This window comes from Bradyrhizobium sp. IC3195 (assembly GCF_020193585.1).
GTDB classification, from domain to species: Bacteria; Pseudomonadota; Alphaproteobacteria; order Rhizobiales; family Xanthobacteraceae; genus Bradyrhizobium; species Bradyrhizobium yuanmingense.
Genome location: NZ_JADYVG010000008.1, coordinates 128,580 through 142,655 on the forward strand (window position 1 = coordinate 128,580; position 14,076 = coordinate 142,655).

The 14,076-nt window shown below is 64.8% G+C and carries 10 protein-coding genes and 1 pseudogene; 7 read left to right on the plus strand and 4 right to left on the minus strand.

Annotated elements, in window-relative coordinates:
- Positions 1-43 precede the first annotated feature (43 nt).
- Entirely contained in the window at positions 44-1,120 is a 1,077-nt protein-coding gene (locus I6F09_RS17915; RefSeq protein ID WP_036007807.1) for a BMP family ABC transporter substrate-binding protein, read from the plus strand.
- A 110-nt stretch (positions 1,121-1,230) separates the two neighbouring features.
- Here I6F09_RS17915 and I6F09_RS17920 read toward each other — a convergent pair whose 3' ends face one another.
- On the minus strand, positions 1,231-2,580 hold the full coding sequence (locus tag I6F09_RS17920) for an 8-oxoguanine deaminase (protein ID WP_225127633.1): 1,350 nt from the start codon (positions 2,578-2,580) through the stop codon (positions 1,231-1,233).
- 146 nt (positions 2,581-2,726) lie between these two features.
- Here I6F09_RS17920 and I6F09_RS17925 point away from each other — a divergent pair, with 146 nt between their 5' ends.
- From I6F09_RS17925 to I6F09_RS17935, 3 genes are read left to right on the plus strand one after another with little or no spacing between them, the layout of a single operon-like run.
- Positions 2,727-3,554 carry an FAD binding domain-containing protein gene (locus I6F09_RS17925; RefSeq protein ID WP_225127634.1) on the plus strand — a complete coding sequence of 276 codons (828 nt, stop codon included), beginning with the start codon at positions 2,727-2,729 and terminating at the stop codon, positions 3,552-3,554.
- On the plus strand, positions 3,551-6,274 hold the full coding sequence (locus tag I6F09_RS17930; RefSeq protein WP_225188653.1) for a molybdopterin cofactor-binding domain-containing protein: 2,724 nt from the start codon (positions 3,551-3,553) through the stop codon (positions 6,272-6,274). The genes I6F09_RS17925 and I6F09_RS17930 overlap by 4 nt, the downstream gene beginning before the upstream one ends.
- 24 nt (positions 6,275-6,298) lie before the next feature.
- Positions 6,299-7,696 (plus strand): nucleobase:cation symporter-2 family protein, encoded by a 1,398-nt coding sequence (locus I6F09_RS17935; RefSeq protein ID WP_225188654.1) that lies wholly within the window; start codon positions 6,299-6,301, stop codon positions 7,694-7,696.
- Positions 7,697-7,794: 98 nt separating this feature from the next.
- On the opposite strand, the gene uraD is transcribed toward I6F09_RS17935, so the two are convergent.
- Genes uraD through I6F09_RS17950 form a run of 3 tightly spaced genes read right to left on the minus strand, consistent with a single transcriptional unit; the run spans position 7,795 to position 10,036 of the window.
- Positions 7,795-8,682, minus strand: coding sequence for a 2-oxo-4-hydroxy-4-carboxy-5-ureidoimidazoline decarboxylase (gene uraD / locus I6F09_RS17940; protein ID WP_225188655.1), 888 nt, complete (start codon positions 8,680-8,682; stop codon positions 7,795-7,797).
- Between the two features lie 4 nt (positions 8,683-8,686).
- Positions 8,687-9,622 carry an allantoinase PuuE gene (gene puuE / locus I6F09_RS17945; RefSeq protein WP_109142962.1) on the minus strand — a complete coding sequence of 312 codons (936 nt, stop codon included), beginning with the start codon at positions 9,620-9,622 and terminating at the stop codon, positions 8,687-8,689.
- Positions 9,623-10,036 (minus strand): DUF3830 family protein, encoded by a 414-nt coding sequence (locus I6F09_RS17950; RefSeq protein ID WP_036045261.1) that lies wholly within the window; start codon positions 10,034-10,036, stop codon positions 9,623-9,625.
- Positions 10,037-11,016: 980 nt separating this feature from the next.
- Between I6F09_RS17950 and I6F09_RS17955 the strand changes: the two genes are divergently transcribed.
- From I6F09_RS17955 to I6F09_RS17965, 3 genes and pseudogenes are all read left to right on the plus strand, one after another.
- Positions 11,017-12,441 carry a site-specific integrase gene (locus I6F09_RS17955; protein WP_225188656.1) on the plus strand — a complete coding sequence of 475 codons (1,425 nt, stop codon included), beginning with the start codon at positions 11,017-11,019 and terminating at the stop codon, positions 12,439-12,441.
- Between the two features lie 880 nt (positions 12,442-13,321).
- On the plus strand, positions 13,322-13,609 hold the full coding sequence (locus I6F09_RS17960; protein WP_346730119.1) for a hypothetical protein: 288 nt from the start codon (positions 13,322-13,324) through the stop codon (positions 13,607-13,609).
- A gap of 19 nt (positions 13,610-13,628) precedes the next feature.
- A pseudogene (locus I6F09_RS17965) lies at positions 13,629-14,076 on the plus strand (hypothetical protein).

The following is a 14,076-nucleotide window of genomic DNA, read 5'->3' on the forward strand; positions in this document are numbered from 1 at the left end:
CATGCTGCGGATCGTGGCTTCCCCCGAAGTTTGGAGATCGATGATGAGGAAATCACTTCTTGCACTGGCTGCCGGGCTCTTGCTCGCTGGGAGCGTCAGTGCGGCCTCCGCCGCCGACAAGCTGAAAGTCGGCTTCGTTTATCTCGGTCCGATTGGAGACCTCGGCTGGACCTATCAGCACGACCTCGGTCGCCAGGCGCTGGTGAAAGAATTGGGCGACAAGATCGAGACCACTTATCTCGAGAACGTGCCCGAAGGCCCGGACTCCGAGCGCGCGATCGAGCAGCTCGTCCGCGCCGGCAACAAACTGATCTTCACCACATCGTTCGGCTACATGGATCCGACGCTGAAGGTCGCCAAGAAATATCCGAACGTGCATTTCGAGCACGCCACCGGCTACAAGCGCAACCCGAACATGTCGACCTACTCGGCGAAATGGTATCAGGGCCGCTACATTCAAGGCCTGATTGCGGCCAAGATGTCGAAGTCGGGCGTGCTCGGCTATATCGGCTCGTTCCCGATTCCGGAGGTCGTCTCCGGCATCAACGCGACGATACTGGCGGCGCAGACCATCAATCCGAACATCAAGGTCAAGATCATCTGGGCCAATACCTGGTTCGACCCAGGCAAGGAGGCCGACGCCGCCAAGGCGCTGATCGACCAGGGTGCCGACGTCATCATGCAGCACACGGATTCGCCCGCGGCCATGCAGATCGCCAGCGAACGCGGCAAGCTGGCCTTCGGCCAGGATTCCGAAATGATCCAGTTCGGGCCAAAGGCCCAGCTGACCTCGATCATCAACAACTGGGGCCCCTACTACATCGAGCGGGTCAAGGCCGAGCTCGCCGGCACCTGGAAGTCCGAGGACACTTGGGGTGGCCTCGACAGCCGCATGTTCACGATGGCGCCCTACACCAACATGCCTGACGATGTGAAAAAAATGGCCGAGGATGCCCAGGCCGCAATCACCGCGGGCAAGCTGCATCCGTTCAAATGCCCGATCGTTGGGCAGGACGGCAAGCCGGTCGAGTGCAAGGGCGGCGCTCACCTGGATGACGGCCAGATCCTCGGCATGAATTTCTACGTCAAAGGCATCGACGACAAGCTGCCGGGCAAGTAGCACGCTTCTTGCATTGACTAAATCACCTGCTCCTCCCGGAGGAGGTTCGGAGGGGGTGGCCAGAAGCACCCGGCACTTGTGGCTGCCCCCTCTTTCTCTATTTCGCCCGGCTATCCAGCCTGCATGGCCCGCGCCGCGGAACTGTGGCGGCGGATGAGGTCTGCCACATCGAGACCTGGGATCGCACCGTCGATCACCGCCCATTTTCCAGCCACCATCACCCGGTCGGCGCGATGCGCCCCGCACAGTACGAGCGCAGCCAGCGGATCGCCGTGGCCGGAGAAGCGCAGCTCGTCGAGCCGGAACAGCGCAAGATCGGCGGCCTTGCCGACGGCGATGTCGCCGAGTTCCGGCCGGCCCACACATGCCGCCGAGCCCTTGGTGGCCCAGCGCAACGCATCCTTGTGGCTGACCTTCGTGACGCCATAACGCGCGCGTTGCAGCAGGAACGCGGCCCGCACCTCCTGCATGAGGTTGGATCCGTCGTTGGAGGCCGAGCCGTCGACACCAATGCCGATCCCGACGCCGGCCTCTTCCATGTCGCACACCGGGCAACAGCCCGACGCGAGCAGCTGGTTGCTGCACGCACAATGGCTGACGGTCGTGCCGGCCTTGCCGAGCCGTCTCATCTCGTCCGGATTGAAGAAGATTCCATGGGCGAGCCAGGTGCGCGCATTGAGCCAACCGCATTGCTCGAGATAGTCGAGCGGACGGCAGCCATACATCTGCTGGCAGAAGCTGTTCTCGTCCTCGGTTTCGGCGAGATGGGTGTGCAGGCGCACGTCGAGCTTGTCGGCGAGATCGGCCGTGGCGCGCATCAGCGACGTCGTCACCGAGAACGGCGAGCATGGCGCGAGCGCAATCTGCACCATCGCATCCGCGCCGCGCTGGTGATGCTTGGCGACCACGCGGGCGCTATCGGCGAGAATGGTGTCCTCGTCCTGCACGACACTGTCGGGCGGCAAGCCGCCGTCGCGCTGTGACAGGTTCATCGAGCCGCGCGTGAGCAGCACGCGCACGCCGAGGCGCTTCGCCACCGCCACCTCGATATCGACGGCGTCTTCGAGTCCGGGCGGGAAGACGTAGTGGTGATCCGTCGTGGTGGTGCAGCCGGAGAGCAGCAGCTCGGACATCGCCACGGTGACGCCGAGCTCGAGCGCTTCCGGCGTCAGCTTCGCCCACACCGGATAGAGCGCCTGGAGCCAGGGGAACAGCTCGCGGTCCATCGCGGCCGGCAGCGCCCGCGTCAGCGTCTGGTAGAAGTGATGATGGGTATTGATCAGGCCCGGCAGCACGACGTGTTCGCCCGCATCGAACACTGCGACATCGGCGGTTGCGGGCACACCGCCCGCCGGCACGAGCTCGACGATCCGGCCGTCCTTCACGACAATGCCGCGCTCGGCCCCGTCGGCGAGGATGGCCAGGGGATCCCTGATCCAGGTCGAACTTGCCTCAGTCATGATCCTGCTTCTCCTCGCCCACCCTGACGGCGGACCTGCAAGGCCGAGGACGATTGCGTCCTTGCTTCGACTTGTTGTTGCCACTTGGCTCCCGTCTTGCAACACTTCGCTCGGACCATTCAACCGTCGGAAGCGTTGGCGCAGCCATGGACTTGAATACCATCACAGCCGTCGCCCATCCGCAAACGCGCGCGCAGCTGCCCGTTTGGACGGCAGGTGATGCTTGGCTCGCGGGCGGCACCTGGCTGTTCTCGGAGCCGCAAACGCATCTGACGCGACTGATCGATCTCACCGATCTGAAATGGCCGGCACTTGCGATCACAGAGAGCCACCTCTCGATCGCCGCCACTTGCACCATCGCAGAGCTCGATGGACTCGCCTGCCCCTCTGATTGGCTCGCAGCGCCGCTGATCAACCAGTGCTGCCGGGCCTTCCTTGCCTCGTTCAAGATCTGGAAGACCGCGACCGTCGGCGGCAATCTCTGCATGTCGCTGCCGGCGGGACCGATGATCTCGCTGACGTCGGCACTCGACGGCGTCTGCACCATCTGGAAGGCCGGCGGCGGTGAACAGAGGCTTCCGGTCACCGAATTCGTCACCGGCAACCAGCGCAATCGCCTGACGCCAGGCGACCTGCTCCGGCAGATCGACATCCCGCTTCCCGCGCTGAAGCGCCGCACGGCCTTCCGCCAGATCTCGCTGGCGCCCGTCGGCCGCTCCGCGGCGCTGCTGATCGGCAGTCTCGAAGCCGATGATACGCTGACACTCACGGTCACCGCGTCGACGGTGCGGCCGATCCAGCTGCGCTTCCGCAAAGCCCCGGACGCAGGCGCGCTGCGCGCCGCGCTCATGCAGGAGATTACCGATGATCTGTACCACACGGACATCCATGGCGCGCCACTCTGGCGCAAGCACATGACGATGCGCCTGGCCGAGGAGATTCGCGGCGAGCTGCTGGGAGCGCCCCCCGCATGAGCCTGGAGGTCAACGGCAAGGCATTTTCCCAGGAGCCGCGCGCCGGCCAGTGCCTGCGCACGTTCCTGCGCGAGCTCGGCCATTTCGGCGTGAAAAAGGGCTGCGATGCCGGCGACTGCGGCGCCTGCACCGTGCTGCTCGACGGTGAGCCGGTGCACAGCTGCCTGATCCCGGCGTTCCGGGCCGAGGGCCGCAGCGTGACCACGATCGAAGGCCTTGGCGGCGATCACGGCACGCATCCGATGCAGCAGGCCTTTCTCGATGCACAGGGCTTTCAATGCGGATTCTGCACCGCCGGCATGATCCTGACCTGCGCCTCGTTGAACCAGGCGCAGCGCACCGATCTCGGCACGGCGCTGAAAGGCAATATCTGCCGCTGCACCGGCTATCGGTCGATCGAGGACGCGATCCTCGGCAAGACCAATGTCGAGACGAGCGTCGAGGCCGGCGCCGCCTTCGGCCGCAGCCTGCCCGCCCCCGCAGGCCCCGACGTGGTCCGCGGCACGGCACGCTACACCTTCGACACCGCAATCGATGGTCTGCTGCACATCAAGCTGCTGCGCTCGCCGCATGCGCACGCCAGGATCGTCGCGATCGACAAGTCGGACGCGCTGAGCATCCCCGGAGTGCACGCCGTGCTGACGCACGAGGATGCGCCGTCCGTCCTGATCTCGACGGCGCGGCACGAGAAGGACTGGATGGACCCGGAGGATACCCGCGTCCTCGATGACGTCGTCCGTTTCATCGGCCAGAAGGTTGCCGCCGTCGTCGCCGAGACCGAAGCCGCCGCCGAGGCGGCGTGCCGCAAGCTGAAAGTCAGTTACGAGATCCTGCCGGCGCTGATCGATCCCGAGCTGGCGATGGCCCCGGGTGCGCCGGTCATTCATCCCGATCGCACCAGCGCGAACCGCGTTGCCGATGCCCAGCGCAACCTGGTCGCGGAGACGCATGGCGAATTCGGCGATGTTGCATCGGCGCTCGCCACATCCGCCGCTGCCTATGAGGCCACTTTCCACAGTCACCGTGTGCAGCACGCTGCGCTCGAGACCCATGGTGGCCTTGCCTGGCTCGATGATTCCGGCGTGCTCAACGTCCGCACCTCGACGCAGGTGCCGTTCCTGACCCGGCGTGCGCTATCGGACATCTTCCAGCTTCCCATGGACAAGGTCCGCGTGTTCTGCGAACGCGTCGGCGGCGGCTTCGGCGGCAAGCAGGAGATGTTCGTCGAGGACATCCTGGCGCTTGCCGCGCTGAAGACCGGGCGGCCGGTCAAGCTGGAGCTGACACGCGAGGAGCAGTTCATCGCGACCTCGACGCGGCATCCGATGCGGATCCACGTCAGGGCTGGCGCGGACAGCGAGGGCAAGCTCACTGCGCTCCAGCTCGACGTGCTCTCCAACACCGGCGCCTACGGCAATCACGCCGGCCCCGTGATGTTCCACGCGCTGGCGGAGTCCATCGCCGTCTACAATTGCCCGAACAAGCGGGTCGACGGCGTCGCCGTCTACACCAACACGGTGCCGGCGGGCGCGTTTCGCGGCTATGGCCTGCCGCAGGCGCTGATCGCGGTGGAAGCGGCGATTGACGAACTGGCGGAGCAGCTCGGAATCAGCCCCTACGAGATGCGCCGGCGCAATATCGTGAGGCCTGGCGATCCCATGCTGTCGCCGCCGCCCTCCGAATATCACGACGTGCTCTACGGCTCCTACGGGCTCGACCAGTGCCTCGATCTCGTCGAGCGCGCGATGCAGGTCGATTCCCCGCAGCCGGCGCTGTCGCCGGACTGGCTGATCGGCGACGGCATCGCGCTGACCATGATCGACACCGTGCCGCCGGCCGGCCACTTCGCCGATGCAACGATCGCGCTCAACGACGACGGAGGCTTCGACCTCACCGTCGGCACGGCCGAGTTCGGCAACGGCACCAGCACCGTGCATCGCCAGATCGCGGCGACCACGCTGGCGACCACCGTCGACAAGATTCGTCTGCGCCAGTCCGACACCGCCCATGGCGGCCACGACACCGGCGCGTATGGCAGCGCCGGCACTTTCGTTGCGGGCAAGGCGACGCATGCGGCAGCCATGCAGCTTGCGAGCGAGCTGAAGGCGGCAGCCGCCGGCGCCTGGCTGTGCGATGTGGAGACTTGCGCGCTCGATGCGGACTCCGTCGTCAGCGGCGTCCGCCGCATGCCTTTTACGGAGCTGGCGAAGCTCGCCCGCGAGCGCGACCGGCCGTTCGCAGGCAGCGGCACGTCCGGCGGCACGCCGCGATCGGTGGGGTTCAACGTGCAGGGCTTTCGCGTCGCGGTGAACAAGGCGACCGGCGAGCTCCGGATTCTCAGGAGCGTGCACGCCGCGGACGCGGGCGTCGTCGCCAATCCCATGCAGTGCCGCGGACAGGTCGAAGGCGGCGTGGCGCAGGCGCTCGGCGCTGCGCTCTACGAGGAGATGGTGATCGACGCGAGCGGGCGCGTCACCAATCCGAAATTCCGCGACTACCACCTGCCCTCTTTCGCCGACGTGCCGCGCACGGAGGTCCTCTTCGCCGAGACGTCCGACACGATCGGCCCGCTCGGCGCGAAGTCCATGAGCGAGAGCCCTTACAATCCGGTCGCCGCCGCGCTCGGCAACGCGATCGCAGACGCCACCGGCATTCGCTTTACTGCGCCGCCCTTCAAGCCGGACCGGCTGTTTCCGGCGCTCCATGACAAATTTGGCTAGATAGATGTTTCGGGGGATACATCCATGAGCAACGACGTCCATCCCGTCGACGAGGTCCTGCCGGTCCCGCGCCTGCTCGCGCTCGGGCTCCAGCACGTGCTGGTGATGTATGCCGGCGCGGTCGCGGTCCCCCTCATCATCGGCCGCGCGCTGAAGCTGCCGCCGGAGGACGTCGCCTTCCTGATCAGCGCCGACCTGTTCGCCTGCGGACTTGTGACGCTGGTCCAGTGCCTCGGCTTCCCCGGCGTCGGCATCCGCCTGCCCGTGATGATGGGCGTGACCTTTGCTTCGGTCGGCCCGATGCTGTCGATGGCAGCTTTACCGGAAATCGGCCTGCTCGGCATCTACGCCTCCGTGATCGCCGCCGGCCTGTTCGGCATCGTCGTTGCGCCGTTCGTCAGCCGGCTGCTGCCGCTGTTTCCTCCCGTCGTCACCGGCACCATCATTCTCATCATCGGCATCTCCCTGATGCGCGTCGGCATCAACTGGGCCGGCGGCGGCCTACCGACGTTGACGAAGGTGGTCGACGGCGTTCCCGGCAGCTTTCCCAATCCAGCCTATGGGCAATTGCAGGGGCTCGGCATCTCGCTGTTCGTGCTGCTCGTCATCCTCGGCCTGATCAAATGGGGCAGCGGGTGTCTCGCCAACGTGGCCGTGCTGCTCGGCATCATCGCCGGCGCGGTGCTCGCGAGCATTCTGGGCGTGATGCATTTCGACAAGGTCGCCGCCGCCTCCTGGGGCGCACTCGTGCTTCCCTTCCGCTTCGGCATGCCGCAATTCCACCTGGTGCCTGTCATCACCATGTGCATCGTCATGATCGTGGTGATGATCGAATCGCTCGGTATGTTCCTGGCGCTCGGCGAGATCACCGGCAAGGCCGTCGACCGCGAAGCCCTGAGCCGCGGCTTGCGCGCCGACGGGCTCGGCACGCTGCTCGGCGGCATCTTCAACACGTTTCCCTATACCTCGTTTTCGCAGAACGTCGGCCTCGTCTCGGTCACGGCCGTGCGCTCGCGCTGGGTGACGGTGACGGGCGGCTGCATCCTGCTTGTGCTCGGGCTCTTGCCGAAGCTCGCTGCGCTGGTGGAGGCGGTGCCGCTGGTCGTGCTCGGCGGCGCCGGCCTCGTGATGTTCGGCATGGTGGCGGCCACCGGCGCACGCATCCTGGCCTCGGTCGATTTCCGCAACAACCGCTACAATCTGTTCATTGTCGCGATCTCGATCAGCTTTGGACTGATACCGCTCGTTGCTCCCGGTTTTTTCCGCAATCTGCCGCACGATCTGCACCCGCTGCTGGAGTCCGGCATTCTGCTCTGCGCGGTCGTGTCGGTGCTGCTCAATGCCTTCTTCAACGGATTGAGCGGTGGCGCTGCCGCGGAGGCCGACGCGGCGTCAGCCGCCGCATCGGCACAGCATGTCTAAAGCGCGATGCGACTAGGATGAATCGTCATCGCGCTTTAGGTTATTGTTTTGAGCATGATCTTGTCGGAAAACCGCTACGCACTTTTCCGGATCGTGCTCTAGCTGCCGCGATAGGTCGAGTAACTCCAGGGCGTGACCAGCAGCGGCACGTGGTAATGGCTTTCCGGCTCGCTGATCGCAAAAGTCAGCGGGATCTCGTCGAGGAACGGCGGATCGGACAGCGGCACGTTGCGCGCGGCGTAATATTTCGCGACGCTGAAGCGCAGCTCGTAGCGGCCGATCGGCAGCGGACGGCCGCCGATCAGCGGCTGGTCGGTGCGGCCATCGGCATTGGTCACCGTGCGCGCGATGACGCGGTTCTCGCCAAGGCTCGCGAGCTCCACGAGCTCGATAGGGATGCTAGGTGCGGGCTTGCCGATCTGGTTGTCCAGCACATGGGTCGAGAGCCGGCCGTGCACCTTCAGCCTGTCGTCGGCGGCGACCAGCTGGTCGAGCCGCAGCGCCGAGATGCGGCCGATCTCCTCGATCGCACGCCTTATCTCGGTCTTGGCGATGTTGAGCAGCCGCGCCTCGAAGTCGCGCAGCACGGAATCCTTGGTGTGACGGCGCACACAGACGATGTAGGGGAAGCCGTACTTGTCGCGGTAGGCGTTGTTGGCCCGCTCGAACGCGGAATATTCGGCATCCGACAGCCGGTCGAGCCCGGCGCTGTTCTGCTCGTCGGTCGATTCCGCGGTGAGGCCCGCGGCGCGCTGCGTCTTGTTGGCGAGATCGGGATGCGCCCGGATCAGCGCCAGCTGCACGTCAGGCTCGGCACTCTGGATCGCGGCCATCAGCGCGGCGTGCAGCTCGTTGATGCCGGCGAACGGCCGCTTTGCCGCGAGCTGCTCGGCGATCCACGGCGAATATTCGACGACGTTGGCGAGCGCCGCGACGAAGTCGGCCGTGCTTGCAGCGTTGAGATCGGCGAGTGAAATCTGCGACATCATCTCACCCGATCTCGAATGCGTCGGCGGCAAGATGGGCGTGCTTCTCGTGCCAGTGCTGCGCGATCTGAAGCCGCGTCGGCACCCAGACGCGCTCGTGCTTGCCGATATAGTCGAGGAAGCGGATCAAGCCCGCTGCGCGGCCGGGCCGGCCCGCGAGGCGGCAATGCAGACCGACCGACATCATTTTTGGCGCGGTTTCGCCTTCCGCATAGAGCACGTCGAAGGCGTCCTTCAGATAGGTGTAGAACTGCTCGCCCTCGGCAAACCCCTGCGGGTTGATGAACCGCATGTCGTTGGCATCGAGCGTATAGGGAATGATGAGCTGCTTGCCGCTGGCGCCCTTGACCCAATAGGGCAGATCGTCGGCATAGGAGTCGCAGAGATAGAGGAAGCCGCCCTCCTCCATCAAGAGACGGTTGGTGTTGATCGAGGAGCGCCCGGTGTACCAGCCGAGCGGACGTGCGCCGGTCGCCTCGGTATGCACGCGGATGGCCTCGGCGATCTCGGCGCGCTCCTGCGCCTCGGTCATGTCCTTGTGCTCGATCCATTTCAGGCTGTGGCTGGCGATATCCCAGCCCGCCTCCTTCATCGCAGCGACAATCTCGGGATTGCGCTTGAGCGCGGTGGCGACGCCGAACACCGTGGTCGGCCAGCTCCGCTCGTTGAACATCCGCCACAGCCGCCAGAAGCCGGCGCGCGAGCCATATTCGAACATGGATTCGATGTTGGCGTGGCGCTGGCCGGGCCAGGGCTGCGCGCCGAGCACGTCGGACAGGAAGGCTTCCGAGGCGCGGTCGCCGTGCAGGATGTTGTTCTCGCCACCCTCCTCGAAATTGACGACGAACTGCACCGCGACCCGCGCGTCACCAGGCCATTGCGGATGCGGCGGGTTGCGGCCGTAGCCGCGGAGATCGCGCGGATAGCGGGGCTCGGTCACTCAGACTTCCTCGAAGCGGATCGGCAGCGCGCCCTTCCACAGCACGCTCTTGCCCAGCGTTGCGAGGTTCTCCAGGCCCGAGGTCAGCGTGATGAAATGGTTGCCGGCGAGCTGGCCCATCTTGCTCGCGAAGTGCACGCCGCCATAGGCCAGCAGGATCTCGGTTTCGCTGATGCCGCCGGGATAGAGGATGATCTGGCCGGGGGCGGGATAGCTGGTGTGGTTCTCGTAGCCGACGCCGAAGTCGAGGTCGCCGAGCGGCATCCACACGCCCTCGCCGCTCCAGCGCACATGGATGATGTGGCTTTCGAACGGCAGCGCCTTGCGGAAGGCGGCGACGGTTTTGGGCGCCGCCTGCTCCTCGAAACGGGCATCGAAGGTGAAATCGCCGGCGCGGATAACGAGTTTGCTCATCTCATCTCTCTGGATCGGGGGCGATGCGCGCCCCACGGGGAACTTTCAGCAAAAAGCACTCCCGACGGTTTCGCGCAAGTGGCGCGGGAGGCTCTCGTATAAGTTGGGGCACGCCACCCGGCCTGGCCGATCGCCTGAAAGCTCGTTGCCATTGAACCGGATTGCAGGAGGTGAGTCCACCGGCAGAATTGCCGGGCAAAGGGGCGCCGGCGCGGATGCGCTGCGTCCGGGGCACGAGAGCTGAGCGTGGTGCTGCGTTCGGAACGACGAAGATGAGGCGATGGTGCGTTCTCCGAGTAACACTGTCATTCCCCGCCTTGTACGCAATCGCGCACTGGAGCGGGGAATCCAGTACGCCGCGGCCTCTCGATTCAATCACTGGCGTCTCGGAGTACTGGATCGCCCGGTCAAGCCGGGCGATGACACCGAATGTGTGGACGCAGACGTGCGTACTCGGCCTCGCGGCTGCTTCGCCCGAGCTTTGCTTCGTCTCGCCGCCCTCATAGCCAAGAGGGCGCAGGGAAGACCGGGTGCCGGCTGGCACCCGCGGTCCGCTGCGCGAAAAGCACACGCAGGAAGAACCGCACAGCAGCATACAGGTGAAGCCCAACACACGGCCTTCCCTGCGCGATGGTCGGACGGCTTATGCCGCGCTCTCCCGGGAGCCGAGTTCCCTCTGGCCTCCCTCGCTCCCGCGAAAGTCACCGGCACCGCGCCGGTTGACGCCAATGCCGCATTCGCCAGAGCTTGACCGTAGCAACGACGGCCAGGACCACACGTCTATATTTTGGCACTCGGTGAAACACGCCGAAACTAAGAAAACCCTGTAATACAAGCTGTTTTTAATTACCCTGATGCGGGCTGTTTCAGCAGGCTTCACCAAAATAAGGGCCCGGCCCTAAACCTTTCAGCGTCCGCACGACAAACTGAAAGCCTCAAAGCCGAGCCCTTTGGTCCCAAGCCTTAGGAGCCGAAACCACATGGATACTACCATTGTCCCCTCCCCCGCCGGCAAGCGGGGCCGCAACAGCAGCGTCATTCTGACCGACCGGCTGTGCGAGAGGCGGGTCGCCAGCCGCACCAAGATCTACGACCGGAAGTGCCCTGGCCTGTACGTCAGCATCACCACGGCCGGTGTCGCCACCTTCTCCTTCAAGTTCACCGACCGGCAGACTGGCAAGCAGCGCACAGGCTGGCTCGGGGTTTATAATCCCGAGACCTTCACCGTCGAGGACGCCCGCAGCAAGGTCTACGGGCTCAAGGGTTTGGGCGGCGAGGCTCTCGCCGAGACCTTCCGGGACCAGAAGGCCACGAAGGCCAAGCGCGGCAAGACCGTCGCTGAGATCATCGACGAGCGCATCAAGTGGATGAAGACGCCGGTCAAGAAGCCGGACGGCGAGATGCGGCCGCGGCTGGAGAGCTGGGAGAATACGGCGAGCCACCTCAAACGGTTTCTCCGGCCCCGGCTCGGCAAGAAGCTGGCGATGGAGGTCACCAAGCACGACATCGCGACGCTCTCGAACGACATCGTTGCGGGCAAGTTCGGTAAGCCCTCGGTGAGCAACGCCCGCCACATGCGCAAGGCAGCTTCCGGCCTGTTCAACTGGGCAGCCGAGGCCGGCCGTGACTATGTGACGGCCAGCCCCTGCGTCAACCTGCCGAAACTCGACCCGGAGCATCCTCGCACCCGCGTCCTCTCCGAAGACGAGATCAGGATCTTTTGGCATGGGCTGGACCGCAATGACCTCCCCTATGACCGACGGACCCGGCTGGCGCTCAAGTTCGAGTTGGTCACGATGCTCCGCTCACGGGAGCTGCTCGGCGCGCGTCGGGATGAGCTGTTCGACCTCGATGGCGAGCATCCGCGCTTCGACGTTCCGCTGAAGCGGGTCAAGAAGCGGCGGGTGATCCAGCAGCCGCTGTCTGATCTGGCGGTTGAGATCATTATGGAAGCGCTAACCTCGGATGATCAGCAGTTTGTGTTCGAGAGCCCGATGTATAAGGGCCAGCCGATCCACCGCAAGGCTATGGCCGACGCCCTGCGTGGCACCAAGAACGAGAAGAACAAGGACAAGACGAAGACTGCCGGCCTCTGCGAGCTACTCGGCCTCAAGCCGTTCACGCCGCACGATTTGAGGCGGACGGCGGCAACGCTCGCGGGCGACCTCGGCTTTGACGATTCCGCAATTGCCAAGTGCCTCGATCATGCCGTCATCCGCAAGGGTGACGTGATCGTTCCGACCGTCACCGGCAAGGTCTACAATCACTCAAAGCGGATGAATGAGAAGCGCGCGGTGCTGGATGGGGTCGCGGCCGAGTTGCGGCGGATTATTGGGCTTCCAAGCCGGAAGGCCACCGAACAGGTGGGGCTGCGGCTCGCAGCCGAATCGGTCTGTCAGCATTGAAGCGGGGCTGAATCTCGTCGCGCCGTGTCACGTTGGATCTATTGACGCCTGATTGAGACATGGCAGCTCGCCCAACCCGGCATTTGGTAGAGATGTTCGATCTCACGCTCCGATGCCAACTAGCCGCATGGGTTGGCTTCGATCCGTTCGCACTCGCGCACCGGATCCGGATGCCAACGACTGATGCGCTCGCGCTGCGTATGCAGCGCGAGCGCAGTGCTCTCCCGACGACCGCTATGACGCCAGACCTCACTTCACGTCCCGATAGGTAACCCAGCGCAGTGCCGCTAGAACCGGCCGTCGAACCGGCCGGCGGCCCGCGTTTAAAGCAGGATGCCTGACGTATGTCCGGTCGGCGTAAGTGGGTCTGCTCACTTAACTGGACTGTCGAGCCGTCCAGGCAGCCTCTTAGGCGGCGAGTGCGGCAACCCGTGATGCTGCCAGTCGTATAGAGACCGGCGGCTCGGGATAATGACGTGCATGAGTCTCGGGGTCGAAAGGCGGCGGCGTGACGACCGGCGCGCCATCCCAGCATGTTGCTGTCGCGAAGCCGCAACCAAGGCTCACTGTCATGCCAATCGCAGCACGCAGCGATCGCGCGCGCCCCAGTGAGCGTCGGGGGCCATGTACGCAGTACTCCGTTTCAAGGTGGCTTGGATTCAAGACGATCCATAGCGGTTGGTTCCGACACCTCCGGCTCCAAAATTTTTAGCCAGTCTCCGTGCTCGGACTCGACTTTTGTTCTCTTTATGTTCTAATTTGCAGCATGAGCGATCGACCTGCGAGTTGGCGGATGCCCACCCCAAAACAGATGGAAAAGCTAGCAAGGTCAATGGGTAATCCCGTCGGACGGGAGCGCCCGCCTGGTCCGCAGGACGAGATGCCAGACGAATACTGGCGCGCCATCCTCGACGATCTGCCGGCTGACGCCGAACCTGTGGGACGGGCCGCAGGACTTCACCTGTCCCAGCTCCCGCAGCATGTCCTGCGCGTTTCCTGCCGCCGGTGCGAGCGCATTGTTGAGATCCAGAAGGCCGATGCCGTCCGCCTGTACGGGCAGCACGCGATCTGGAAGGAGGTCGGGCAACGGCTGCTGAACAACACCTGCCAAAATCGGACCGGGCGATATGAGGAGGACGGCTGCTGGCCGTCCTTCGAGCCTGTCTGATTGATGGCTTGCGTCTCGAATGGCTCCGAAGCATCACCCGACGCCGCTCTCGGCGGCGATCGCAAGGCCTTAGGCAAGGAGCTCGGCAAAGCACGCGCGATGACCGCCATTCTCGCAGCGCAATCCGCAGCGGCTCGCGCCGAAGGCGAAGCGCTGATCAAGACGCCGATCGCCTGCTCTGCGAGAGCTGGAACGAACGCATGTGGGCGAACGGCGAACCCATCGATCCTTCGCCCACCGTCGATCAGGCAATCAACGGCGGCTACCGGTGGCTCGAGATCCAATGCTCCCGCTGCAAGACCAAACGAGATGTTGATCTGGCTGCATTGCCGCACACCGCGACAAGCTTTGTGCACGATCTGGCCAGCAGGCTTCGCTGCAACAAATGTGCTAAGGCGGGTCGTCGCCCTTCCGCAAGGCTGCTGCAGCTCGCGCACCATCCCCGCCCCGCTTCTCCCGAGACGTGA

What these genes read in the sequence shown, in the direction of transcription:
- I6F09_RS17955 (WP_225188656.1), top strand. Translation starts at nt 11,017, where the DNA reads ATGGATACTACCATTGTCCCCTCCCCCGCCGGCAAGCGGGGCCGCAAC.
- I6F09_RS17930 (WP_225188653.1), top strand. Translation starts at nt 3,551, where the DNA reads ATGAGCCTGGAGGTCAACGGCAAGGCATTTTCCCAGGAGCCGCGCGCC.
- uraD (WP_225188655.1), bottom strand. Translation starts at nt 8,682, where the DNA reads ATGTCGCAGATTTCACTCGCCGATCTCAACGCTGCAAGCACGGCCGAC.
- I6F09_RS17950 (WP_036045261.1), bottom strand. Translation starts at nt 10,036, where the DNA reads ATGAGCAAACTCGTTATCCGCGCCGGCGATTTCACCTTCGATGCCCGT.
- I6F09_RS17925 (WP_225127634.1), top strand. Translation starts at nt 2,727, where the DNA reads ATGGACTTGAATACCATCACAGCCGTCGCCCATCCGCAAACGCGCGCG.
- I6F09_RS17915 (WP_036007807.1), top strand. Translation starts at nt 44, where the DNA reads ATGAGGAAATCACTTCTTGCACTGGCTGCCGGGCTCTTGCTCGCTGGG.
- I6F09_RS17920 (WP_225127633.1), bottom strand. Translation starts at nt 2,580, where the DNA reads ATGACTGAGGCAAGTTCGACCTGGATCAGGGATCCCCTGGCCATCCTC.
- I6F09_RS17960 (WP_346730119.1), top strand. Translation starts at nt 13,322, where the DNA reads ATGCCAGACGAATACTGGCGCGCCATCCTCGACGATCTGCCGGCTGAC.
- I6F09_RS17935 (WP_225188654.1), top strand. Translation starts at nt 6,299, where the DNA reads ATGAGCAACGACGTCCATCCCGTCGACGAGGTCCTGCCGGTCCCGCGC.